The sequence below is a fragment of the Saccharomonospora glauca K62 genome, assembly GCF_000243395.2.
In the GTDB taxonomy this organism is placed as follows: Bacteria; Actinomycetota; Actinomycetes; order Mycobacteriales; family Pseudonocardiaceae; genus Saccharomonospora; species Saccharomonospora glauca.
Genome location: NZ_CM001484.1, coordinates 2,585,113 through 2,609,154, shown reverse-complemented (window position 1 = coordinate 2,609,154; position 24,042 = coordinate 2,585,113). Strand labels below are relative to the sequence as shown.

Genomic DNA, 24,042 nt, shown 5'->3' with positions numbered 1-24,042 from the left:
GTCAGCCCTTCGCCGGTGTGAGTCCGGCTTCCCGGAACGCCTTCTGCTGTGCGGGTTCGAGCAGGAACTTCTGGAACGACTGGGCGGCGTGCTGCCGGGTCCCGTCGGAGTGTTCGCCCGCGAGCGCGAGGAAGGGGTAGTCACCGTCCGGGCCCGAGGCGACGGTCAGGCCCGAGGAGCCGATCAGTTCCGGATGCTGGTCCGCCAGCGCGTCGATGCGCTCCGGGGAGTCGGGAATCCAGGCTGCCGGGTAGCCGCCGATGGTGGCGGGATCGGAGTCTCCGGTGAGAACGGCCGCGACGTCGTCCGACGGCGCGGCGTGGACCTCGACGTGGATGCAGTGTTCCCGCACGACGGTGCCCTTGCGGTTCCACCGGTCGGCGGCGCTTCCGACCGGGCCGTCGAGCGCGGGGTCGACCGCGACGCGGATGGTGGCGTCACCCCCGGGACATGCCGCCGCCTGTGCCGCCGCACGGCTTTCGAGTACGCCGTCCGCCCAGTTCCAGCCGAACCACCCGGCGACGAGGAGACCGAGCAGGACGACGCAGGCGATGGGCCATGCCGCGACGCCCCGGCGGCGTCCTACGGCCCGGTGGGTTCCCGTCGACGTGATCGACGACGTGGTTTCCGTGCGCCGGCGGATTCTGTGACGACCTCCATGCCGCCCCATCTCGCGTGTCCCCCTCAACACAATAATTACTCTCCGTAAAAGAGGTCAAAATACTACCACCTGTTCAGGTGGGTAAGTAATCAAAATGTGATCAGACTCAACACGAAGAGTGATGATTCTCGGTGAGAAGGGTGCGGCAGAGCGTGATCAGTCGTTCTCGAAGCGGCCGGGCCCGCCGGGCGAAGGACGCCTGTGCTCGCGCGTAGACGGCTCGTCCCTCGGCCTTCTCGATCGGGACGGGGGAGTAGCCGTAGGCCGACAGGTCGTAGGGGCTGGCGCGCATGTCCAGCTCCCGAATCTCCACGGCGAGGGCGAAGCAGTCGCCGAGCAGCTCCGAGGGAACGAACGGGTCGAGCTTGTAGGCGTGCTTGTACAGGTCCATGCCCACGTGAAGGCAGCCGGGCTGGTCGAGCTCCCGCTGGCGTTCGCGGGTGGGCGTGAACTGGTTGAGCGGCCGCGCGTCGGGGGTGAAGAACCGGAACGCGTCGAAGTGACTGCACCGCACGTTCAGCGACTCCACCACCGCGTCGGTCCCCGCGTGGCCCAGACGCAACGGCACCTGCGCGTGACGTACCTGCTCGGGCCGCGTGCGGTAGACCATGGCCCATTCGTGCAAGCCGAAACAGTCGACGCGAGCCCGGCGGCTGTGGATGGCCTCCAGCAACGACAGCGAGTATCGAGCGTTGCGGGCGAGCCGGTCGGAGAAGGCCGAGAGATCGAGTGTCACGCCCTCGGCCGTCTCGCGGTATCCGGGCCGGTCGAGGAAACGCCGGGCACCCGGCCCCGTGAGGACGACTCCGGGGCCGGGTTGCCACCGCTCCAGGCGCGTGGGGGGAAACGAGTAGTAGGTGAAGAGGAAATCCAGCACCGGATGTTTCTCCCCGCGCGAGCGGCGTTGTCGATGCGGCTCCGTCCACGCTCGCATCCGGTCGGTGTGGGCGGCCTCCCGCGCCCGCCACTCCTCCTCGGAGAGGATCTCGACCTTCGTCATGACCTTCCCATGAGATGCGTGCCGTCGCGCACGGTACCGACGTACTCCTCCAGCAGGTCCTCCAACGCCACGATGCCGACCACGCTGCCCTCGGCGTTGACGGCGATCGCGAGGTGGCTTCCCTCCCGGCGCATGGTCGACAGCGCCTCGTCGAGTCTGGCGTACAGGGCGAGCTGCGTCAGCTTGCGGGTCTTGGCGGTGGGCACCACGACGGAGGGGTCGCCGTCGAGCTGGGCGAGGATGTCCTTGACGTGGACGTAGCTCGTCAGCCTGCCGCCGGCGTCGCGCACCGGGAAACGCGAGAACCCGGTGGCCGACACCGCCCGTTCCACGTCTCCGACGGTGGGCCGTTCTGGGAGGGTCGACACCTCGTCCAGCGGCACGAGCACGTCGGCGACGGTCTTCTCCACCGAGGACAGGGTCTGGCTGAGTCGGCGGTGCTCCGACTGCTCCAGCAGCCCCTCCCTGCGTGACTCGCGCAGGAGCGCGGCCAGCTCGGCGGAGGTGTAACCGGTCTCGACCTCGGCCTTGGGCTCGATCTTCCCCAGTCGCAGGATGCCGTTGGCGACGCTGTTGAGCAGCCAGATGAACGGGTGAGTGATGCGCACCCAGGCCACGTGCAACGGCACCAGCCACAGCGCGAGCCGCTCCGGTTCGGCGATTGCGAGGTTCTTCGGCACCATCTCGCCGATCAGCACGTGCAACAACGTCAGCGCCACCAGCGTGACGGTGAAGGCGACGGCGTGCACCACGTAGGTCGGCAGCGGTATCCCGAGGGCACTCACCGCGAGTTCGAGCTGGTGCGCCACCGCGGGTTCCCCGAACTGCAGCAGCAACAGGGAGCAGACCGTGATGCCGAGCTGCGCGCCCGCCAGCATCAGCGACACGTTCTTGCCGGCCTTGATCACGATCCCGGCGCGGGTCTTGCCCTGTTCGAGCAGGGCTTCCAGGCGATCCCGGCGCGACGAGATGAGCGAGAACTCGGCACCGACGAAGAAGGCGTTGGCGAGCAACAACACCCCGATCAGCGAGATGGACAACCAGTCGCTCATGAGATCGCCTTCCTGCGCCGCAGGGTGACCTCGGCGATGCGGTGCCGGTCCATGCCGGTCACCTCCAGCTGCCAGTCGTCGATGTCCAAGGTGGCGCCCACCTCGGGAATCTCACCGAGTCGGTCCAGCAGTAGACCCGCGATCGTCTCGTAGTCGCCCTCCGGCATCCGAAAGCCCGTGACGTCGAGCACCTCGTCGTCGCGAAGCTGCCCGGAGACCACCCAACTGTCGGGGGTGAGCTGGTGCGACGCGGGTTCTTCGTGGATGTCGTGTTCGTCGCGAACGTCACCCACGATCTCCTCGACCACGTCCTCCAGCGTCACGAGCCCGGCCGTGCCGCCGTACTCGTCGACCACGATCGCGAGCTGGAACCGGGAGTCGCGCAGTCGGTCGAGGACGGCGTCTCCCGGAAGCGACTCGGGGACGGTGGGAACCGGCCGCATGAGCGAGCTCACCGGGGTGGACGTCCGCTCGGGCGCGGGCACGGTGAACGCCTGCTTGATGTGCACGGTGCCCTGGATGTCGTCGAGGTCCTCGCGGTAGACGGGGAAACGGGACAGGCCGGTACGGCGCGCGAGCGCCACCATGTCCGCCACCGTGTCGTCGACCTGCAGGGCCTCCACCCGCACGCGGGGGGTCATCAACTCGGCCGCCGTGCGGTCGCCGAAGCGCAGCGACCGGTCGAGCAACTGCGCGGTCGCCCTGTCGAGCAACCCCGTCTCGGCGCTGGCGCGCACGATCGAGCCGAGCTCCTGAGGGGAACGCGCCGAGCGCAACTCCTCCTGCGGCTCGACCCCGAGCTTGCGTACGACCCAGTTCGCGCTGTTGTTCATCAGGTTGATGAGCCAGCGGAACAGTATCGAGAACCGCGTGTGGTAGCCGGCAACGGCGCGGGCCGTCTTCAGGGGCAGGGCCACGGCGAGGTTCTTCGGCACCATCTCGCCGATCACCATCGACAGCGCGGTGGCCAGCAGCATGGCCACGACGAGCGAGGTGCTGCCCGCCGCGGACTCGGACATGCCGAACCCGGTCAGGATCGGGCGCACGATCCGGCCGAGCAACGGCTCGGCCACGTACCCGGTGACCAGAGTCGTGAGGGTGATGGCGACCTGCGCACCCGAGAGTTGGAACGACAGGGTGCGGTGCGCCTTCAGGACGATCTTCGAACGCTTGTCACCGACCTGTCGGACGTTCGCCTCGACCGTGCTGCGTTCCAGCGTGGTGAGCGAGAACTCGGCCGCGACGGCCAGACCGGTTCCGATGGTGAGCAGGATGACGAAGCAGACGCCGAGAACCGTGAACAGGATGTCCATCAGTGGACACCGCCGAGGTCGCGGCAGGCGGAGGGATAGCCGGGTTTGTCACCCGGCTCGGTACTGTCTCCGGGTGACTGCGCATCGCGCACGGGTGTGGTCACTCCTCCAAATCGGGTTGTGTGGAAAGTGGCGCTATCTTAACCACGATTAACGAGCACCCGAGATGTTCTGTTCCTCATTCTCGGTGCCGCTCCGCTCGTCGGCCGCCGTCGCGGCGCGGCCGCGGTGACGGCGCACACTCTCCTCGACGACGTCCAGCACCGGTTCGAGATCGTCGGCGGGCAGGCCCATCGCGAGGTGGGAGACCAGCCCCTCGAGCACGAGTTCGAGGTACGAGGTGAGGACGTCGATGCTGACGTCGTCGCGCAGGTTGCCCGCCTCCCGCTGCCACAGCAGACGTTTGCGGGTCGCGGTGGTCAGCTGCTGCGAGCGCTCCGCCCAGCGAGCCCGGAACTCCGGGTCGGTCCGCAGCCGCCGCGAGACCTCCAACCGGGTGCCGAGCCAGTCGGCGGGATGCTCCCCGGTGCTCGACAGCAGGTCGCGCATGACCTGGACGAGCCCTTGTTCGGCGACGACGTCGGCCATCCGACGAGCGTCGTCCTCGGCCAGAGCGAGGAACAGGGACTCCTTGTCACGGAAGTGGTGGAAAATGGCTCCGCGGGACAGGCCGGTCGCCTCTTCGAGCCGTCGGACGGTGGCACCCTCGTATCCGTACCGCGTGAAGCACATGCGGGCGCCGTCGAGGATCTGTCGGCGGCGCGCCGCGAGGTGGTCCTGGCTGACCCGTGGCATCCCACGATCTTGACATCGGTCCCGAGGACTCGCAATCCGTACGTACGTACTGTGACGCTGCTCCCGAGATCAGGGGATCGTGAGCACCTGATCGGGTGATGGGATCGCGTCGCGGGCCGTCACGAACTCCCATGCCGTCCTCCGGGGCGGCACCCCGTCGGCGTTCCAGGCGGACAACAGCAACGCCACCTTCGCCCGCATCTCGGTGCGCAGCTTCGCAAACGAGTCGGTCGGGTCCGTGCCGAGTTCGCCCAGCAGCAACCACCACGCCCACGCCGCGGCGCCCGCGTTGGCCACGAAGTCGGGGATCACCGGTACGCCCCGCGCGGCGAGCATGGCCTCGGCCTCGGGTGTGGTCGCCGCGTTGGCCGCCTCGACGACGGCCGCCGCCTTCACGTCGTAGGAGTTGTCCGGGGTGAGCGCGTACGAGACGGCCGCGGGGACGAGGATGTCCGCCTCCGTGGCGACCACCGACGAACGCGGCAGCCGTCGAACGCGCTCGGGCACCCTGGTCCGGTCGATCTCGCCGTAGGCGTCGCGGGCCGCGAGCAGCACGGGCACGTCCAGACCGTCGGGATCGTGGAGAGTGCCCGCCGCGTCGGCGACGGCCACGACACGCACCCCGGCCTCGTGCAGATACCACGCGGCACCCCCACCCATCGTGCCGATGCCCTGAAGCGCGACGGTCGTGTCCTCGGGCCGCCGTGCCAGGGCCGACGCCACCCCCAGGCATGCCTGGGCCACGCCGTAGCCGCCGATGACGTCACCGAGCAACAGACCGCCCGGAACGGGGGTGGAAAGGCCCGCGCGCACGCGGCGCAGCGTGCGTTCCGGGTTCGCCGACCGCCGGATGGCCGCGTGGTACGACTGACCGAGCCCCAGCTCGGCGAACACCTCGTCGACGAGGTGCTGCGGCACCCCGAGGTCCTCGGCCGTCACCCAGTGCGCGTCGAGCCACGGCCGCGTCGCCTCGTAGAACCGGGTCAGTACGCCACGGGCGCGCGGGTCCTTGGGATCGAAGTCGATCCCGCCCTTCGCGCCGCCGACGGGAAGATCGAACGTCGCCGTCTTCGCGGCCATGCCCCGCGCGAGGTCCTCGACCTCGGCTAGCGTGCAACCGGGCCGCATCCGCGTGCCCCCGGTCGCCAGCCCCGACACGAGGTTGTGCACGACGAGATAGCCGTGCGCGCCCGTCACCCGGTCGGTCCACGTCAACCGCAGCAGTGGTTCGGCAGCATGCTGAAGACCCACTCGACCCCTCCTCGAAACGCCCGCCCGCTGGTTCGCGCGCGTCGTGACGCGCACCTCCAGGCTGGGGTCGCGCCGGCGATCACGTCCAGTTAGGAACCGTGCACGATTCCTTTTACGGTTGGTGAATGGAACTGTCGGTGCATCGGTTGCGGATGCTGCGGGAACTGCGCCGCAGGGGCACGGTCACCGCCGCGGCGGCGGCATTGCACTACACGGCCTCCGCCGTCTCGCAGCAGCTCGCGCAACTGGAGCGCGACGTCGGAGCCAAGCTCTTCGAGCGGCTGGGACGCCGGGTCCAACTCACCGAACTCGGCGTGCTGCTCAGCGAGCACGCCGAGGAGATCCTGGGCGCGGTGGAGCGCGCCACCCTGGCACTGGAGGAGGCGCAGCAGACCCGGTCGGTGCGGCTGACCGCCGGAGTGTGGGCGTCGGTGGCCTCCGGACTGTTGCCCACCGCGCTCGCCTCGCTCGCCGAGGAGCATCCGGGCATCGAGGTCCGTACCCGCGAGCTGGCCCCGGAGGAGACGGCCGACGCCGTGCGCGACGGATCGCTGGACTTCTCGTTCGTGCTCGACTACACCGACGCGCCGACGCCATGGGACACCGGACTGGAGCGGGTGGCGGTGGCCGTGGAACGGCTGTACGCCGCGATGCCCGCCGCCACCGCCCCGGCGAGCTCGGTGAGCTTGTCGGACCTGGCCGACCAACCGTGGATCCTTGCCAGCCCGCGAAGTCACTTCGGCAGAGCGGTGCGGGTGGCGTGTCAGCGAGCCGGATTCCAGCCCGTGATCAACCACGAGGTCGAGGAGCAGGCCACGGCGATGGCGATGGTGAGCGCCGGGCTGGGCATCACCTTGGTGTCGGACCTGGGGCTGACGTTGCGCCCCGCCGGGGTCGACATCGTGACGCTGGCGACGCCGGTGATGCGCACGGTGTCGGTGGCCTACCGTCGCACGGCCCGGCGCAGACCGGCGTTGCGACTGGTGATCGACGCCGTGCGGGCCGCCGCGGCGGAGCTCGGGCTCGGTGCCTCGGCGACGGTTCCGGGCTGAATCAGGTTTCACTCACCCGAAAGCGTCGTACCCCTTCCTTAACGTCCGTGGGCCATCGACGTCGATGGGGGAGTGTGGGAATGACAGCGACATCCGTCGCCCGGCCGAATCCCCGTGATCCTCGGCACCGAGGCGTACCCGACACGAGGACGGAGCCCGAGGAGATCGCCGCCCGAGTGATCTCCGATCGCGCGGAGGGGGAGGCCTACGTCGCGGCGGTGTGCTTCAAACACGGCCCACCGCGGCTGCTCGGCGTCGAGCTGGAATTCACCGTCCACGACGTCGTCGATCCCACCCTCCCCCTGACACCGGCGCGCCTCGCCTCCGCCCTGGGCCCCCATGCCCCGCCCACTCTCGTCCCCGACAGCCCCGCGCTGCCGCTTCCGTCCGGTTCCGCGCTCACCCTCGAACCCGGAGGCCAGGTGGAGATCTCCACGGCCCCCGCCTCGTCGTTCGGGGCCCTCATGGAGGCGGTGGACGCGGACCTCGCTCACGTTGACGATCTTCTCGGCGCGGCGGGCCTGCGGCTGGGCTCGTACGGAATCGACGCCTTCCGTTCCCCGACGCGGCTGCTGCCGACCCCGCGTTACGCGGCGATGGAACGCCGGTTCGCCCCGCTCGGGCCCGGCGGCATCACGATGATGTGCAGCACGGCCGCCATCCAGGTGTGCGTCGACGCGGGGAGCGCCCACGAGGCACCGCGCCGGTGGGCCGCCGCGCACGCCCTGGGGCCGGTGTTGCTGTCCCTGTTCGCGAACTCCCGGCGGCACGCGGGCGCCGACACGGGGTTCGCGTCGGCGCGTTGGCGTTCCGTGATGGACACCGAGCCGTGCCGCACCAGAGCCGAACGCCCCTGTGACGATCCGGCGGCGGCGTGGGCACGGCGAGTGCTGGACACCCCGTTGCTGGTGTTGCGGCGCCACGGAACGAGGTGGGACGCACCCGCCGGCCTAACGTTCGCCGACTGGATCGAGGCACGGGGGCCCGGTGCCGGACTGCCCCGGCCGACCTTCGGTGACCTGGACTACCACCTCACGACGCTGTTCACCCCCGTACGACCGCACGGCTACCTGGAGATCCGCTACCTCGACGCGCAGCCGCCCGAGGACTGGGCCTGCCCCGCGGCACTGCTGGCGGCCCTGCTCTCCACACCCTCCACAGTGGATTCGGTACTGGAGCTCTGCGAGCCGGTCGCGGGCCGGTGGGCCGAGGCCGCGCGATCGGGAACGGACGACGCGGCCCTGGGCGCCACCGCCCGCGCCGTCGGCGAACTCGGCTGCGCCGCGCTGTCGAACCTGAACCTGCCCGATCACACGATCGCCGAACTCGCCGACGCCGTCGAACGTCGGTGGCGACGGCGGGAAAGGGAGTGACGTCCATGACCCGTGCACACCACGACGTCGACACTCTGCTCGATCGTCGAAAGGAGCCGGACCACCCGTTGCGAGAACTGTCCGAACCGGCCCTGAAGGCGTACGTCGCCGAGGTCCTGGACCGGGCTCGCGCCCGCAGCCTCGCCCTGACCGGCGCCGTGGACGACGACGATCTCGTCAAACAGCATTCCGCCTTGATGTCCCCGCTGGTGTGGGACCTCGCCCACATCGGAAGCCAGGAGGAGATCTGGATCCTCCGGGAGGTGGGAGGTCTCGACCCGATGCGTCCCGACATCGACGACCTCTACGACGCCTTCCAACACCCTCGCGCCACCCGGCCGTCGCTACCCCTGCTCGGGCCGTCGGAGGCTCGCCGTTACGTCGAGGAGGTGCGGCGCAGGACGTTCGACGTGCTGGCACGGACGCCCCTGTCCGATCGAGCCCTGACGCGCGACGCGTTCGCCTTCGGCATGATCGCGCAACACGAACAGCAGCACTGCGAGACGATGCTGGCCACCCACCAACTGCGCAAGGGCGATCCCGTGTTGCACGCGCCCGCCCCACCTCCCGCGACGGTGCGCGACCTGCCCGAGGAGGTCGTCGTTCCGGCGGGCTCGTTCACGATGGGGACCTCGGTCGAACCGTGGGCGCTGGACAACGAACGACCCGCCCACGAGGTGTTCGTCGACGCCTTCGCCATCGACACCACGCCGGTGACGAACGCGCGGTACGCGGAATTCGTCGACGACGGCGGCTACGCCGACCCACGCTGGTGGAGCGACGCGGGCTGGGCGTACCGCAGCGAGCACGGCATCGTCGCCCCTCGGTTCTGGAGGCGCGAGAACGGCCGGTGGTGGCGTACTCGCTTCGGGGTGTACGAGCCGGTGCCCGGTGACGAACCGGTGCTCCACGTCTCCTACTACGAGGCGGAGGCGTTCGCGGCGTGGGCGGGCAGGCGACTGCCCACCGAGGCCGAGTGGGAAAAGGCGGCCCGGTACGACCCCGCCACGGGCCGCTCCCGCCGGTACCCGTGGGGTGACGACGATCCCACCCCCGCCCACGCGAACCTCGGGCAGCGCCACCTGCGGCCCGCCCCGGTGGGCGCGTATCCGGACGGTGCGTCCGCGCTCGGTGTGCACCAGCTCATCGGCGACGTCTGGGAGTGGACGAGCAGCGACTTCCGGCCTTATCCGGGTTTCACCGCCTTCCCGTACCGGGAGTATTCCGAGGTCTTCTTCGGACCCGACTACAAGGTGCTGCGCGGCGGGTCGTTCGGCAGCGACCCCGTGGCGGTGCGGGGTACGTTCCGCAACTGGGACTTCCCCGTCCGCCGGCAGATCTTCGCGGGCTTCCGCTGCGCGCGGGACGTGCGGTACGGAGACGCCGTTGTGTAGGCACCTGGCGTACCTCGGTCCGGCCACGGCACTCGCCGACCCGGTGCTGCGCGCCCCGCACTCGCTGGTGGTCCAGTCGTACGCGCCCGAGAACATGAGGGGCGGCGGCACCGTGAACGCCGACGGGTTCGGTGTCGGCTGGTTCGCCGACGACGGGTACCCCACGTGCTACCGGCGAGCCGAGCCGATCTGGACGGACCCGGCTCTGGAACGGCTGCTGCGCCCGGTGCGGTCGCGCTCGTTTCTGGCCGCCGTGCGGTCGGGCACCGTCGGCATGCCGGTGACCGCGGAGGCGTGCGCGCCGTTCGCCGACGACGACTGGTTGTTCAGCCACAACGGCGTGGTGTTCGGCTGGCCCGAGTCGGTCGCCGGACTCGCCGCGGGCCTCCCCGTGGTGGATCTGCTGCGCCTGGCCGCGCCGACCGACTCGGCGCTGCTGTGGGCGCTGGTGCGCCACGCCCTGCGCGGGGGAGCCGATCCGGTGGAGACGGTCACCGACCTCCTCCACCGCGTGGTGGCGGCGGCACCGGGGTCACGCCTGAACTTCCTGCTCTCGGGAAGGGCAGTGCTCGTGGCGACCGCCTGGTCGCACTCGCTGTGGCTGCGTCCCCACGGAGCCGGCGTGCTCGTGGCCTCCGAACCGTGCGACGAGGAGCCGGACTGGCGTCCCGTCCCGGACGGCGGGCTCCTGGTGGCGCGGACCACCGACGGCGGGGCCTCGACGGCGTACGAGGTCACGAAGATCGGACAACCGGAAGAACGGAGTCTGCCGTGAGCGAGGTGTCGATCGACATTCACCGGGACGGCACGGAGGTGACCGAGTCACTGCGGCGGGATGTTCGCGAGGGGCTGTCGGCGCGACCGAAGTGGTTGCCGTCGAAGTGGTTCTACGACGCCACGGGCAGCGAGTTGTTCGACCGCATCACCACCTTGCCGGAGTACTACCCGACCCGTGCCGAGCGCGAGATCCTCGCGAGGCGGGCCACCGAGATCACGGCCACCAGTGGGATGCGGACGTTGGTGGAGCTCGGGTCCGGGTCGAGTGAGAAGACCCGGCTGCTGCTCGCCGCCGGCACCGCACACGGGACCCTGCGGGAGTTCGTGCCCCTCGATGTGTCCTCCTCGGCGCTGTCGGCCTCGGCTCGCGCCGTCGCCGCCGAGTATCCGCGGGTGGCCGTCCACGGTGTGGTGGGGGACTTCACCGCCCACCTGGAAACCCTGCCCGGAAGCGCTCCGAGACTGGTGGCCTTCCTCGGCGGCACCATCGGCAACCTCGTCCCCGCCGAACGCGCGAAGTTCCTCGCCTCGGTGCGTGCGGTGCTGGGCTCGGGGGAGTGGCTGCTGCTCGGGACCGACCTCGTGAAGGACACCGACACGCTCCTGCACGCCTACGACGACTCGCGGGGAGTGACCGCGGAGTTCAACCGCAACGTGCTGCGCGTGGTGAACACCCATCTCGGCGCCGACTTCGATCCTTCGGCGTTCGACCACGTCGCGCACTGGGACGACTGTCGGGAGTGGATCGAGATGCGGCTGGCCGCCCGCCGCCCCATGACGGTGTCGATTCCCGACGCGGACCTCACGGTGCGGTTCGAGCGAGGCGAGTACGTGCGGACCGAGATTTCGGCCAAGTTCCGCCCCGAGGGGGTGCGGGCCGAGTTGGCCGACGCCGGTTTCGCGGTGCGGCGCTGGTGGACCGACCGAAAGGGGCGGTTCGGGGTGTGCCTGGCGCAGGTGCGCGACTGACATGAGCGTGCGCGGGGCACTGGCCCGGTTCCTCGGGGCCCGCCGCTGGGTCATGCGCCTGGCCCCGGTGATCGTGCGCGCCGATCGGCGGCTGCACCGGATCACGGCGGGGCGGGTGACGCTGCTGCGGATGGCGGGGGTGCCCACGGTGCGACTGACCACCGTGGGGCGACGCAGTGGGATACGGCGGGAGACCCAGTTGCTGTGTCTGCCGTTGCCGGGCGCCGTCGTGGTGGTGGGCTCCAACTGGGGCAGGCCCCGTGATCCCGGCTGGGTGCACAACCTCCGGGCGTGTCCCGACGCGACGGTGACGATCGGGGGCCGGACCACCCCGGTACGGGCTCGGGAGGTGACGGGCGCGGAGTACGAGCGACTGTGGCCGCGATTGCTGCGGTACTGGCCCGGCTACGGTGCCGAACGCAAGTGGGCGGGGCGACGACTCCCGGTGTTGGTGTTGGACTTCGTCTCACCGCGAGGTGCGGCCGACCCGCGGTCGGTCGACGTCGCAGTGGCCGACGACCCGCGGCCGGGTGGAGTCGAGCGCCGGAACCCGTGACTCGCTGTCGGCAGCGCGCCGAACGACGGCTCAGCCCAGCGCGCTGCGGACGAGCAGGGCGAGCGCGCTCCCGGCGGCGACCGTCAACACGGCCACGCGCATGCGTCCTCCGTGCAGGAGGCGCCGGACGGGACCGGAGAGCAGGAAACCCGCGACCAGGAACGGCAGCAACCACAGCACGGTGACGAGATCGTCGACGTGGAGCTGTCCCGCGAACCCCAGGGCGGCCAACGACAACGACGACCCGAGCGCGAAGCAGGCCGCGAGCGTGGCCCTGATCCGCGGCCCCGATTCGTTCTGGTACAGCAGCGCCAGCGGAGGCCCTCCGATGGATGAGGCCGTGCCGAGGGTTCCGCTCGCCACGCCCGCCGTCAGCAGCGCGCGCGGGGTCGGTCTCGGCGTCCACGACACCACCGACAACAGCACGCACACCAGCACGGCGCCCCCCACGACGGCGGCGAACGGGCGCTCCGCGAGCAGCACGACGGCCAACACCCCCAACGCCGTACCGGGCACCCGGCCCGCCGTCACGAACCCCACACCCCGCCAGTCGACGTCCCGGTACTCGCGGGCCACCGACAACAGCGCGTGGGCGAGCGCGACCATCAGCAGCGGAACCGGAACCAGTCGCGGGTCCACCAATGCCAGCAGGGGAGCGGCGATGAGGTTCATGCCGTAACCGACGGAGCCCTGCACCAGCGCTCCCGCGAACACGGCCGCGCCCGCCGACACCACCTCCAGCAACGCCCAACACCTCCCGTCACGACGACGGCCCACCACGCGGGTGGCGCGGTGGGCCGTCGTTTCTCGGTCGTCCCGCTCGTGGGGACGGCGGTCGCCGACTCAGGCGTTCGTCATCTTCCGCAGCACGTACTGCAGGATGCCGCCGTTGCGGTAGTAGTCGGCCTCGCCCGGCGTGTCGATGCGCACGACCGCGTCGAACTCGACCTTGCTGCCGTCGTCCTTGGTGGCCGTCACGTGCACCGTGCGCGGCGTCTCGCCCTCGTTGAGCTTGGTGATGCCGCTGATGTCGTAGGTCTCCGTGCCGTCGAGACCCAGCGAGTCCGCGGAGGCGCCCTCCGGGAACTGCAGCGGGATCACGCCCATGCCGATGAGGTTCGAGCGGTGGATGCGCTCAAACGACTCGGCGATCACGGCGCGAACGCCGAGCAGGCGCGTGCCCTTGGCCGCCCAGTCACGCGACGAACCGGAACCGTACTCCTTGCCGCCGAGCACCACCAGCGGGATGTTCTGCGCGGCGTAGTTCTGCGCGGCGTCGTAGATGAACGCCTGCGGGCCGCCGGGCTGGGTGAAGTCCCGCGTGTAGCCGCCCTGGACACCGTCCAACAACTGGTTGCGCAGGCGGATGTTGGCGAACGTGCCGCGGATCATCACCTCGTGGTTACCGCGACGCGAACCGTAGGAGTTGAAGTCCTTGCGGTCGACACCGTGCTCGGTGAGGTAGCGGCCCGCGGGGGAGTCCGCCTTGATGGCACCGGCCGGGGAGATGTGGTCGGTGGTCACCGAGTCGCCCAGCTTCGCCAGCACGCGAGCGCCCGAGATGTCGGTGACGGGCTCCGGCTCCTTGGTCATGCCCTCGAAGTACGGGGGCTTGCGGACGTAGGTGGACTCGGGGTCCCACGAGAACGTCTTGCCCTCCGGGGTGGGCAGGGACTTCCACCGCTCGCCGCCGTCGAACACGTCGGCGTAGTCCTTGGCGAACATCTCCTGCGTGATCGCCGAGTCGATGGTCGCCTGGATCTCCTGCGGCGACGGCCAGATGTCACGCAGGTAGACGTCGTTGCCCTGCGGGTCCTGACCCAGCGGCTGGTTCTCGAAGTCGAAGTCCATCGTGCCGGCCAGCGCGTAGGCGATGACCAGCGGCGGCGACGCCAGGTAGTTCATCTTGACGTCGGGGTTGATGCGACCCTCGAAGTTGCGGTTACCCGACAGCACCGAGACCACCGACAGGTCGTGCTCCTGCACCGCGGCCGAGACCTCCTCGGGCAGCGGACCCGAGTTACCGATGCAGGTGGTGCAGCCGTAACCGACCAGGTGGAAGCCCAGCTTCTCCAGGTACGGCCACAGACCGGCCTTGTCGTAGTAGTCGGTGACGACCTGCGAACCCGGTGCCATCGAGGTCTTGACCCACGGCTTGGTGGACAGACCCTTCTCCACCGCGTTGCGGGCGAGCAGCGCGGCGCCGAGCATCACCGACGGGTTCGAGGTGTTGGTGCAGGAGGTGATCGAGGCGATCACCACGGCACCGTGGTCGAGGACGAACTCGCCGCGGTCGGCCGAGGTCACCTTCACCGGCTTGCTGGGCCGACCGTTCGCGCCGTTGGCCGCCGAGTGCACCGGCTCCCCGCCGCGGTCCTCCTGGACACCGTCGGCGATGTAGCCCGGCGAGTCGCTCGCGGGGAACGACTCCTCGGAGGCCTCGTCGACCAGCGAGGTGGTCTCCTCGCCGGACGCGTCGCCCACGTAGTCGGGCAGGGTGGCGCGGAACGACTGCTTGGCGGCGCTGAGCTCGATGCGGTCCTGCGGGCGCTTCGGACCGGCGATCGACGGCACCACGGTCGACAGGTCGAGCTCCAGGTACTCGGAGTACTCCGCCTCCCGGCTCGGGTCGTGCCACAGGCCCTGCTCCTTGGCGTAGGCCTCCACGAGCGCGAGCTGCTCCTCCGAGCGGCCGGTCAGCTTCAGGTAGCGCAGGGTCTCGTCGTCGATCGGGAAGATCGCGGCGGTCGAGCCGAACTCGGGGCTCATGTTGCCGATCGTGGCGCGGTTGGCCAGCGGAACGGCGCCCACGCCCTCGCCGTAGAACTCGACGAACTTGCCCACCACACCGTGCTTGCGCAGCATCTCGGTGATCGTCAGCACGACGTCGGTGGCGGTGGCACCCGCGGGGATCTCGCCGGTCAGCTTGAAGCCGACGACGCGCGGGATCAGCATCGACACCGGCTGGCCCAGCATGGCGGCCTCGGCCTCGATACCACCGACGCCCCAGCCCAGCACACCGAGGCCGTTGACCATCGTGGTGTGCGAGTCGGTACCCACGCAGGTGTCGGGGTAGGCCTGGCCGCCCCTGGCCATCACGGTGCGCGCCAGGTGCTCGATGTTCACCTGGTGCACGATGCCGGTGCCCGGAGGAACGACCTTGAACTCCTCGAAGGCGTTCTGGCCCCAGCGCAGGAACTGGTAGCGCTCGCGGTTGCGCTCGTACTCGATCTCGACGTTGCGCTCGAAGGCGTCGGCGCGGCCGAAGACGTCGATGATGACCGAGTGGTCGATCACGAGCTCGGCGGGCGCGAGCGGGTTCACCTTGTCGGGGTCGCCGCCGAGCTCGGCGACCGCTTCACGCATCGTGGCGAGGTCCACCACACACGGAACGCCGGTGAAGTCCTGCATCACCACGCGCGCGGGGGTGAACTGGATCTCGATGGACGGGTCCGCCTTGGGATCCCAGTTGCCGAGCGCGCGGATGTGCTCGGCGGTGATGTTGGCGCCGTCCTCGGTCCGCAGCAGGTTTTCGAGCAGGATCTTCAGGCTGTACGGAAGGCGCTGCGACCCCTCGACCTTGTCCAGGCGGAACACCTCGTACGAGGCGTCACCGACCCGGAGCGTGTCGCGGGCGCCGAAGCTGTTTTTGCTGGCGGGTGCAGTCACGTTCACTCCAGTGGCGGCGGTTGTTCGGGTAGGAGCAGGCTGAGTGTCGCCCACCCCCGTCACGCCCGCAGAGATGAGCTTCCCTTCAGCCCGGCCCACTAAACCGTACGCTTGTCCTTTTTCTGTTCAAGGTCAGGATAGCCGAAGGGCCCGGCACCGGGTGGGGTGCCGGGCCCGTGGTCGTCCCCACGATCACTCGGAGTCGAGCATCGCCTTGAAGTCCTCCGGGCTCAGTTGCCCGTAGAGGCTCAGGCCGAGGTGGCCCAGGGACCGCAGCGGGCTGACGTAGTGCTTGCCGTCGACCTGGGTGGTGACCACCCCGAGCCCCTTCCCGGCGAGTGTTCGGGCGATCTTCTCGGTCACCTCCGGCGGGGTCGTGCCGTCCGAGTTCTCGGCCATCATCTCGCCGAGTTCGGCGCCGCAGACGCGTCGGCTCTCGCCGGTGGCGGCGGTGACGGTGTAGCAGTCGCCGTCCTTGGCGACGGAGAAGTTCCCCTGTCCGGGAACCTCCAGCTCCACCGCGGTGACGGTCGCCAGGGTGCCGTTGGCGACGGGGGTGTCCTCCGTCCGCAGGTCGAGCACCTTCACTCCCGTGGGGCTCGCGCCCTCGGTGGCGAGCATGTCCACCAGCAGCGGGCCCACGTCGTGCAGCACGGCCATCTCGTCGGGCGGCAGCAGCTCGATCACCCGGTTCAGGTCGGCGTCGAGAGCGGCCTGCAGCGTCTGCCGCACAGCCTCGGTGGGGGAGTCGGCGCCGTTCGCCGGGATCGACGTCCGCGGCCACGACAACCGCAGCTCGTTCAGGAGGTTGTCCGTGAACGTGTAGAGCAGGCTCGGGTACCACGCGCCGTCGACGTTCACGGTCGCGATACGGAGGGGCCCGGAGAGTCGCGTGATCGTGCCGATGTCGAGAGTCCGGCTTCCGGTGGTGACGCCCTCGACGTCCGCGGCCGCGAGCATCGGCTCCAGGTACTCGCGGGCCAGCGGCAGTGTGGTGAGGTCCATGTCGAGCGTGAGCGTGCCCCCGGTCAGCTTCGTGATGGTCACGTGATCGTTGACTCGTTCGGCGCTTTTGGCGTCGAACGTGAGGTTCGAGGCGGTGACACGAAGGCCGGAGAAGGCGGAGAGATCGGCGTCCGGGGTCAGCACGCCCAGCCGCTTGAGCTCCTCCGCGCTGTCGGCGAGCAGATCGCCGAGCGCCGCGGCCTCGCCGGGAGCCAGGGACTGGGCGACCCCCACCAGGTCGCCGTTGCCCAGCGCGGTGAACAGTTCCCTCGCGGCTTCCTCGGGACTGTTCGCCCCCGAGGCCACGGACTCGCGTTCGGACAGCACCCACCAGGTCGCGCCACCGCCGAGGGCGAGGACGAGGGCGATGACCAGGCCCACGACGAGTCCCCGCTTGCCCCGTGGCGGCCGCGGACCGGGCGCGTTGCCCGGCTGAGGCTGGGGGAAGGGGAACGTCTGCTGATTCGCGTCGTATCCCGCCCCCGGCGCGGGATACCCGTACGGCGCCGTACCGGGCGGGGCGCCGAGAGGCTGCTGTGGATGCTGGGGGGCCTGCTGGCCGAGTTGGTGGTCGTATTCCGGCGTACTCACTTGTGTCACCCGTCCCGAGCGTGAGTGGTCGTGGTTCGGTGAGCCGCGAGGAACAGTCCGAGCCCACCGGAAAGCGCGACGAGCGAGCCGACCGTCGAGGTCGCCGGGCCCGTGAAAGCGACCCTGACCAGGCCGGCCACGTCGACGCCTTGGACGGTGAGCAGCGCCGAAACGGTTCCTACTGTGACGCCGATCACGGACGCCAGGGTGGCGGCGGTGCGCCACAGGCCGAGCACGAGCAACACCAGGCACAGGGCGGTGGCGACCACGACACCGTTCCAGGCGCGCAGCGCCAGGTGCGCGAGGGAGCCGAGGGAGAACAGGCGTTCGACCACAGCGGCCGCCTCGTAGCTGTCCCGGTTCACGAGCCCCGACCGTAACCAGGGCAGGAACGTGCCGACGGCGGCTACGACGAGTCCCGTCGCGGTGAGGGCGCTCCATCCGACGACCGCCCGGCTCGCCGTCGTCCCCCGAGGTAGTGACCGCATCTCGTCCTCCTCGCCTGTCGCGTGGTGTGCGTGGATGTTCCTCCCGAGGACGGGGTGTGCGGACCGGACACGGAAGCGGGGCGGCGTACCGAATGTCGCCGTGGGGCTCGGGAGTGTGGTGATGGTAGCGACGTCGGGGCGGGTCGATCGGCCGCGTCGCCGCCGTCACGGCGATACGCTGGGACGATCCGTTCCGCGACCCCGTTGGTGAGGCAGTGACCGATCCCCGCCCCGCGCGCCCCCGACCGGCCGGAGTCGTGCTCGCCGGGGGAGCGGCGCGCCGGATGGGCGGCGGGGACAAGGTGATGCTCCGGGTCGGAGGAATCCCCTTGCTGCACCGGGTGGTCGCGGCGCTGCGGGACACCGATCCGGTGATCGTCGTCGGCCCCCGGCGCGAGGGAGTGCCGGGGGTGCGCTGGACACGAGAGGACCCGCCGGGCTCCGGTCCGGTGGCCGCGCTCGCCGCCGCGCTCGCCGTGCTCGACGCTCACGTCGACACCGTCGCGGTGCTCGCCGCCGACCTGATGGGCGTAACGACGGACACGATCTCTCGGCTGGTGGCGGCACTGGACGCGGCCGGGGAGGCGGACGGCGCCGTGCTCGTGGACTCGACCGGCCGGAGACAGTGGCTCATCGGGGTGTGGCGCAGAAACTCGCTCGACACGGCCGTGCCGACCGATCCCCGTGGCGCCTCGTTACGTGGCACCCTGGGAATGTCGTCCATTGTGGAGGTCCCTGCGCTCACGGGCGAGGCTCGTGACGTGGACAGCCCGGACGACCTGTGCCCCTGACCGTGAGCTTCACAGCCGTCACACCGGCGGAGGTGTTTGCTTGGCTCGGCATGGTCGTGATCAGCCACGCTTCGGCACCCGGTACGGTCACGGGGCACGCACCACAGGTCGCCAGCGAGGAGGTTAGGTGTGACCGAGCCCGGCACCCCGGCGGGGGACGCGCAGTTGCTGGAACGCACCGTCTTCGAGGTGAAGCGCGTCATCGTCGGGCAGGACCGGCTTGTCGAGCGCATGTTGGTGGGCTTGTTGGCCAAGGGGCACTTGCTGCTCGAAGGTGTACCCGGTGTCGCGAAGACACTCGCGGTGGAGACGTTCGCCCGCGTGGTGGGCGGGTCCTTCTCCCGTGTGCAGTTCACGCCCGACCTCGTGCCCGCCGACATCCTGGGCACCCGGATCTACCGGCAGTCGAGTGAGAAGTTCGACGTCGAACTCGGTCCGGTGGTGGCCAACTTCGTGCTTGCCGACGAGATCAACCGCGCGCCCGCCAAGGTGCAGTCGGCGATGCTGGAGGTCATGGCCGAGCGCCACGTGTCGATCGGCGGCGAGACCTTCCCCATGCCCGACCCGTTCCTCGTGCTGGCGACCCAGAACCCCATCGAGAACGAAGGGGTCTACCCGCTGCCGGAGGCGCAACGTGACCGCTTCCTCTTCAAGATCGTCGTCGAGTATCCGACGGCGGAGGAGGAACGCGAGATCATCTACCGGATGGGCGTGACGCCGCCGGAACCTCAGCAGGTCCTGAGCCCGGACGAACTCGTCCGACTCCAGGACGCCGCCTCGAAGGTCTTCGTCCATCACTCGCTCGTGGACTACGTCGTGCGCCTGGTGCTGGCCACCCGCAAACCGGGGGAACACGGCCTCGCGGACGTCGCGGGCTGGGTCTCCTACGGTGCCTCGCCGCGTGCGAGCCTGGGCATCATCTCCGGGGCCCGAGCGCTGGCCCTGGTGCGCGGTCGGGACTACGTGCTTCCGCAGGACGTGGTGGACATCGTGCCGGACGTGCTCCGGCACCGGCTCGTGCTCTCCTACGACGCGCTGGCCGACGGGGTGCCGCTGGACCACATCGTCAACCGCGTGCTCCAGGCCGTCCCGTTGCCCCAGGTGTCGGCCCGGCCTCAAGGGCCGGGCACGGGCCCCACCGTGGCGGCGGGTGTGCCCGGTAGGTAGCGGGCGGCGATGACCGAGCGAAGCGACGCCGGGGACCGGCCCACCTGGGCCCCTCCGATCCTGCGCGGGGACCGACTGGAGGCGGGGCTGCGTACCCTCGAACTGGACGTGCGCCGGCGACTCGACGGCCTCTTGCAGGGCAACCACCTGGGACTCGTCCCCGGTCCGGGATCGGAGCCGGGGGAGGCGCGGCCGTACCAGCCGGGGGACGACGTGCGGCGGATGGACTGGGCCGTCACCGCCCGGACCACCACCCCGCATGTCCGCGAGACCGTCGCCGACCGCGAGCTGGAGACGTGGGTGGTCGCCGACCTGTCACCGAGCCTGGACTTCGGCACGGCCGCCTGCGAGAAACGCGATCTCGTGGTGTGCGCCGTCGCCGCCGTGGCACATCTGACCGGCGGCGGGGGGAACCGGATCGGCGCTTTGCTGTCCAACGGCACGCAGACGGTGCGCATCCCGCCCCGTGGCGGGCTGGGGCACGCCCGTGACCTCGTGCGCCGGGTCGCGACGCTGCCCCGCGCGGAGGAGGGCACCCGTGGTGATCTCGCCGCGCTCGTGGACAAACTACGCAGGCCACCGCGTCGGCGGGGGCTCGTGGTCGTCGTGTCCGACTTCCTCGGCCCCGTCACCTGGGAACGTCCCCTGCGCGCGCTGTCGACGCGACACGAGTTGCTGGCCGTGGAGGTGCTCGACCCCCGCGACGTCGACCTGCCCGAGGTGGGTTCGGTGGTGCTCGCCGACCCGGAGACGGGGCGGCAGCGCGAGGTGCACGTCTCGGCGTTGCTGCGCAAGGAGTTCGCCGCCGCGGCGCAAGCTCATCGCGCCGAGGTCGCGCGGGCGATCCGCCAGGCGGCGGCGGGACACCTGGTGCTGCGCACGGATTCCGACTGGATCGCCGACGTGGTCCGATTCGTCGTGGCCCGCAAACGAGGGTGGTCGGGGGCTTCCTCATGAGTGTGTCGGGATTCTCCGCGCCGTGGTGGTTTCTGCTGCTACTGGTGCTCGCGGCGCTGGTCGGGGGCTACGTGCTGGCGCTGCGTTCGCGCCGCAAGCGCATCATGCGGTTCACCAACCTGGAACTGCTCGAACGAGTCGCGCCCCGTAGCCAGGGACGCGTGCGGCACGTGCCCGCCGCGCTGTTGGCGGTGTCGCTGCTGTTGTTGACGTTCGCGCTTGCGGGGCCCACCGCCGAGGAGAAGGTGCCCCGCAACCGCGCCACGGTGATGCTGGTGATCGACGTGTCGCTGTCGATGGAGGCCACCGACGTCAAGCCGACCCGGCTGCGGGCCGCGCAGGACGCCGCTCGCTCGTTCGCGCAGAACCTCACGCCGGGGGTGAACCTCGGTCTCATCTCGTTCGCCGGGACGGCGACCGTCCTCGTGGCACCCACCACCGAACGCGAGGGCGTCATCCACGCGATCGAGAACCTCAAGCTCGCGCAGTCCACCGCCACGGGTGAGGGAATCTTCGCCGCGATCCAGGCGATCGAGAGCTTCTCCGCCGTGGTGGGCGGGGCGGAGGGACCTCCTCCCGCGCGCATCGTGCTGATGACCGACGGCAAACAGACCGTCCCCCAGGACGAGTACGCGCCGAGGGGAGCCTTCACCGCCGCCGGGGTGGCGAAGCAGAAGAACATCCCCGTGACCACGATTTCGTTCGGCACGTCGTACGGCAGCGTGGACATCGAGGGCAAGCAGGTGCCCGTCGAGGTCGACGACGCGTCCATGCGGGAGATCGCCCGCCTGTCCGGCGGCGACTTCTACAAGGCCGCCACCGCCGAGGAACTCAAGAAGGTCTACGACGACCTCGGCGAGCAGATCGGGTACGAGATCAAGGAGGTCGACGCCAGCAGGCCGTGGGTCGCGCTCGGCACCATCGTCCTGATCGGAGCGGCCGTCAGCTCGTTGCTCATCGGACAGCGACTGCCGTAGCCGAGGAAGGGGGAGCCGACTATCCGGCGAAGGGCCCACAACCGCGGAAGTCGTGCTGCCGCCATGCCTCGTACACGGCGATCGAGGCCGTGTTGGTGAGGTTCAACGACCGCGAGGTGGGCAACATCGGCACGCGGACCCGTTCGGTGATCCGCGCGTCGGCCACGACCTCGTCGGGCAGGCCCACCGACTCGGGCCCGAACAGCAACACGTCGCCCTCGGCGTAGGAGACGTCGGTGTGGGAACGCCGCGCCCGCGTCGTGAACGCGTAGACGTGCACCGGGTCCAGGGCCCGCCACGCGGCGTCGAGGTCGCGGTGGACCCGCACGTGCGCCAGGTCGTGGTAGTCCAGCCCCGCGCGCCGGAGGTAGCGGTCCTCCATCGAGAACCCGAGCGGTTCGATCAGGTGCAGTTCGCAGCCGGTGTTGGCCGCCAGCCGGATCGCATTGCCGGTGTTGCCTGGGATCTCGGGATGGAAGAACACGATCCGGAACACGAGGCGATTCTCTCGCGCCACGTTTTCCGGGACACACGGGGTCACGGTCCCTGCCTCGGCGCGGCCGAAGGCGAACGGATAACCTCGGCGCTGCAGGAACACGCAACGCGGTACGAGGAGTGACACGTGGGACGGTCCGTTCTGGTCACGGGCGGCAATCGCGGCATCGGCCTGGCGATCGCACAAGAGCTCGCCGAGGCGGGCCATCGAGTGGCGGTGACCCACCGCGGTTCCGGCGCTCCGGAAGGGCTGTTCGGCGTGAAGGCCGACGTCACCGACGCCGAGCAGCTGGACACCGCGTTCAAGCAGATCGAGGAGCACCAGGGCCCGGTCGAGGTGCTGGTGTCCAACGCCGGCATCAACGACGACACGCTCCTGATGCGCATGAGCGAGGAGCAGTTCACCCGCGTGCTCGACACCAACCTGACCGGCGCCTACCGCGTGGCCAAGCGGGCGTCGCGCGGCATGCTGCGCGCCCGGTGGGGACGGTTCGTGTTCATCTCCTCGGTCATCGGCCTGTCCGGGGGCGCGGGTCAGGTGAACTACGCCGCCAGCAAAGCCGGGCTCGTGGGGCTCGCCCGCTCGCTGACCCGTGAACTCGGCTCCCGCAACATCACGGCCAACGTCGTGGCTCCCGGCTTCATCGTCACCGACATGACGAACGAACTGACCGAGGAGCAGCGGGCCGCCGCCCTGAAGCAGATCCCGGCCGGCCGCTACGGCGACCCCGCCGACGTGGCGCACGTCGTGCGGTTCCTCGCCTCCGACGAGGCCGCCTACGTCAACGGGGCCGTGCTGCCCGTGGACGGCGGCCTCGGCATGGGCCACTGAAGAATTCCCCGCCTTTCCCACCCACCCGAACCCCCGGAACTGGAGGACGACTGTGTCCGGACTGCTCGAAGGTAAGCGCCTGCTCATCACGGGCGTGATCACCGACGCGTCGATCGCGTTCCACGCCGCGAAGGTGGCGCAGGAACAGGGCGCGCAGGTGGTACTCACCGGTTTCGGGCGAATGTCGCTGGTCGAGCGCATCGCCAAGCGCCTGCCCGAGCCCGCGCCCGTGTTGGAGCTCGATGTCCGGAACTCCGAGCACCTGGACACGCTGGCCGACCGTGTGCGGGAGCACGTCGACGGGCTCGACGGGGTCCTGCACTCGATCGCGTACGCGCCGCCGAGCTGCCTGGGTGCGCCGTTCATGGACGCTCCCGCCGCGGACGTCGCCACCGCGGTGGAGATCTCGGCGTACTCGTACAAGGCGCTCGCCGCCGCCGTGCTTCCGTTGCTGGGTCGGGGCAGCTCGATCGTGGGCATGGACTTCGACGCCCGTGTCGCCTGGCCCGCCTACAACTGGATGGGCGTGGCGAAGGCGGCACTGGAATCGGTCAACCGTTACCTGGCCCGCGACCTCGGCCCGCGGGGCATCCGTGTGAACCTGGTCGCGGCGGGTCCGGTGAAGACGATGGCCGCCAAGTCCATCCCCGGATTCAGCGAGCTGGAGGAAAGCTGGGGCGACCGGGCTCCGCTCGGGTGGGACACCTCCGACCCCACCCCGGTCGCGAAGAGCATCTGCGCGCTGCTGTCGGACTGGCTGCCCGCCACCACGGGGTCGATGGTGTGGGTCGACGGCGGAGTGCACGCCCTGGGGGAGTGACCTTTCGATCGCCGGGCGGCTCACCGCGCCACGAGCCGCCCGGCGACCTCCCTCATG

The 24,042-nt window shown here is 70.1% G+C and carries 22 protein-coding genes and 1 pseudogene; 12 read left to right on the top strand and 11 right to left on the bottom strand.

The window, feature by feature from the left end; genetic code table 11:
- Position 1 precedes the first annotated feature (1 nt).
- From SACGLDRAFT_RS12170 to SACGLDRAFT_RS12145, 6 genes are all read right to left on the bottom strand, one after another.
- Positions 2–670, bottom strand: coding sequence for a hypothetical protein (locus tag SACGLDRAFT_RS12170; RefSeq protein WP_005464982.1), 669 nt, complete (start codon positions 668–670; stop codon positions 2–4).
- Positions 671–767: 97 nt separating this feature from the next.
- On the bottom strand, positions 768–1,661 hold the full coding sequence (locus tag SACGLDRAFT_RS12165; protein ID WP_005464980.1) for a hypothetical protein: 894 nt from the start codon (positions 1,659–1,661) through the stop codon (positions 768–770).
- On the bottom strand, positions 1,658–2,713 hold the full coding sequence (locus tag SACGLDRAFT_RS12160) for a hemolysin family protein (protein WP_005464978.1): 1,056 nt from the start codon (positions 2,711–2,713) through the stop codon (positions 1,658–1,660). Before SACGLDRAFT_RS12160 ends, SACGLDRAFT_RS12165 begins: the two co-directional genes overlap by 4 nt.
- A complete protein-coding gene (locus SACGLDRAFT_RS12155; protein ID WP_005464977.1) occupies positions 2,710–4,026 on the bottom strand; it encodes a hemolysin family protein in 1,317 nt (438 codons plus the stop codon). The genes SACGLDRAFT_RS12160 and SACGLDRAFT_RS12155 overlap by 4 nt, the downstream gene beginning before the upstream one ends.
- Before the next feature lie 150 nt (positions 4,027–4,176).
- On the bottom strand, positions 4,177–4,821 hold the full coding sequence (locus SACGLDRAFT_RS12150; RefSeq protein ID WP_005464975.1) for a TetR/AcrR family transcriptional regulator: 645 nt from the start codon (positions 4,819–4,821) through the stop codon (positions 4,177–4,179).
- A 69-nt stretch (positions 4,822–4,890) separates the two neighbouring features.
- Positions 4,891–6,072, bottom strand: coding sequence for a Glu/Leu/Phe/Val dehydrogenase dimerization domain-containing protein (locus SACGLDRAFT_RS12145; protein WP_005464973.1), 1,182 nt, complete (start codon positions 6,070–6,072; stop codon positions 4,891–4,893).
- A 125-nt stretch (positions 6,073–6,197) separates the two neighbouring features.
- Here SACGLDRAFT_RS12145 and SACGLDRAFT_RS12140 point away from each other — a divergent pair, with 125 nt between their 5' ends.
- The 6 genes and pseudogenes from SACGLDRAFT_RS12140 to SACGLDRAFT_RS12115 all read left to right on the top strand — a co-directional run.
- Positions 6,198–7,124 carry a LysR family transcriptional regulator gene (locus tag SACGLDRAFT_RS12140; protein ID WP_005464971.1) on the top strand — a complete coding sequence of 309 codons (927 nt, stop codon included), beginning with the start codon at positions 6,198–6,200 and terminating at the stop codon, positions 7,122–7,124.
- A gap of 80 nt (positions 7,125–7,204) precedes the next feature.
- Positions 7,205–8,497 (top strand): glutamate-cysteine ligase family protein, encoded by a 1,293-nt coding sequence (locus tag SACGLDRAFT_RS12135; protein WP_005464969.1) that lies wholly within the window; start codon positions 7,205–7,207, stop codon positions 8,495–8,497.
- Positions 8,498–8,502: 5 nt separating this feature from the next.
- Positions 8,503–9,891 (top strand): ergothioneine biosynthesis protein EgtB, encoded by a 1,389-nt coding sequence (egtB, locus tag SACGLDRAFT_RS12130; protein WP_005464967.1) that lies wholly within the window; start codon positions 8,503–8,505, stop codon positions 9,889–9,891.
- Positions 9,884–10,666: an ergothioneine biosynthesis protein EgtC gene (egtC, locus tag SACGLDRAFT_RS12125; RefSeq protein ID WP_005464965.1), complete on the top strand. Its 783-nt coding sequence runs from the start codon at positions 9,884–9,886 to the stop codon at positions 10,664–10,666. Before egtB ends, egtC begins: the two co-directional genes overlap by 8 nt.
- Positions 10,663–11,637, top strand: coding sequence for an L-histidine N(alpha)-methyltransferase (gene egtD / locus SACGLDRAFT_RS12120; RefSeq protein WP_005464963.1), 975 nt, complete (start codon positions 10,663–10,665; stop codon positions 11,635–11,637). Before egtC ends, egtD begins: the two co-directional genes overlap by 4 nt.
- A 1-nt stretch (position 11,638) precedes the next feature.
- Positions 11,639–12,100, top strand: a pseudogene (locus SACGLDRAFT_RS12115) (nitroreductase family deazaflavin-dependent oxidoreductase); the annotation flags it as partial.
- Positions 12,101–12,223: 123 nt separating this feature from the next.
- Here SACGLDRAFT_RS12115 and SACGLDRAFT_RS12110 read toward each other — a convergent pair.
- From SACGLDRAFT_RS12110 to SACGLDRAFT_RS12095, 4 genes are all read right to left on the bottom strand, one after another.
- On the bottom strand, positions 12,224–12,937 hold the full coding sequence (locus tag SACGLDRAFT_RS12110; RefSeq protein WP_005464960.1) for a sulfite exporter TauE/SafE family protein: 714 nt from the start codon (positions 12,935–12,937) through the stop codon (positions 12,224–12,226).
- A 99-nt stretch (positions 12,938–13,036) separates the two neighbouring features.
- Positions 13,037–15,862 (bottom strand): aconitate hydratase, encoded by a 2,826-nt coding sequence (locus SACGLDRAFT_RS12105; protein WP_005464958.1) that lies wholly within the window; start codon positions 15,860–15,862, stop codon positions 13,037–13,039.
- Between the two features lie 192 nt (positions 15,863–16,054).
- A complete protein-coding gene (locus SACGLDRAFT_RS12100; protein WP_005464956.1) occupies positions 16,055–17,467 on the bottom strand; it encodes a flagellar basal body-associated FliL family protein in 1,413 nt (470 codons plus the stop codon).
- The gene (locus tag SACGLDRAFT_RS12095) at positions 17,464–17,946 is read right to left on the bottom strand and encodes a hypothetical protein (protein ID WP_005464954.1); all 483 of its coding nucleotides are present in this window, start codon (positions 17,944–17,946) and stop codon (positions 17,464–17,466) included. The genes SACGLDRAFT_RS12100 and SACGLDRAFT_RS12095 overlap by 4 nt, the downstream gene beginning before the upstream one ends.
- Before the next feature lie 215 nt (positions 17,947–18,161).
- Here SACGLDRAFT_RS12095 and mobA point away from each other — a divergent pair, with 215 nt between their 5' ends.
- The 4 genes from mobA to SACGLDRAFT_RS12075 all read left to right on the top strand — a co-directional run bounded on the left by mobA (position 18,162) and on the right by SACGLDRAFT_RS12075 (position 21,838).
- Positions 18,162–18,737, top strand: a complete 576-nt coding sequence (gene mobA / locus SACGLDRAFT_RS12090) for a molybdenum cofactor guanylyltransferase (protein WP_040918991.1) — start codon at positions 18,162–18,164, stop codon at positions 18,735–18,737.
- A 129-nt stretch (positions 18,738–18,866) separates the two neighbouring features.
- Positions 18,867–19,904 (top strand): AAA family ATPase, encoded by a 1,038-nt coding sequence (locus SACGLDRAFT_RS12085; protein WP_005464951.1) that lies wholly within the window; start codon positions 18,867–18,869, stop codon positions 19,902–19,904.
- 9 nt (positions 19,905–19,913) lie between these two features.
- The gene (locus SACGLDRAFT_RS12080; protein WP_005464949.1) at positions 19,914–20,861 is read left to right on the top strand and encodes a DUF58 domain-containing protein; all 948 of its coding nucleotides are present in this window, start codon (positions 19,914–19,916) and stop codon (positions 20,859–20,861) included.
- A complete protein-coding gene (locus SACGLDRAFT_RS12075; protein WP_005464948.1) occupies positions 20,858–21,838 on the top strand; it encodes a VWA domain-containing protein in 981 nt (326 codons plus the stop codon). Before SACGLDRAFT_RS12080 ends, SACGLDRAFT_RS12075 begins: the two co-directional genes overlap by 4 nt.
- A 19-nt stretch (positions 21,839–21,857) precedes the next feature.
- On the opposite strand, the gene SACGLDRAFT_RS12070 is transcribed toward SACGLDRAFT_RS12075, so the two are convergent.
- The gene (locus SACGLDRAFT_RS12070; RefSeq protein ID WP_040919926.1) at positions 21,858–22,334 is read right to left on the bottom strand and encodes a tRNA (cytidine(34)-2'-O)-methyltransferase; all 477 of its coding nucleotides are present in this window, start codon (positions 22,332–22,334) and stop codon (positions 21,858–21,860) included.
- Between the two features lie 126 nt (positions 22,335–22,460).
- Between SACGLDRAFT_RS12070 and fabG the strand changes: the two genes are divergently transcribed.
- Together fabG and fabI are read left to right on the top strand one after the other, a co-directional pair.
- Positions 22,461–23,165 carry a beta-ketoacyl-ACP reductase gene (gene fabG, locus SACGLDRAFT_RS12065; RefSeq protein ID WP_005464946.1) on the top strand — a complete coding sequence of 235 codons (705 nt, stop codon included), beginning with the start codon at positions 22,461–22,463 and terminating at the stop codon, positions 23,163–23,165.
- 52 nt (positions 23,166–23,217) lie between these two features.
- Entirely contained in the window at positions 23,218–23,985 is a 768-nt protein-coding gene (gene fabI, locus SACGLDRAFT_RS12060) for an enoyl-ACP reductase FabI (RefSeq protein WP_005464945.1), read from the top strand.
- The last annotated feature ends 57 nt before the right edge of the window (positions 23,986–24,042 follow it).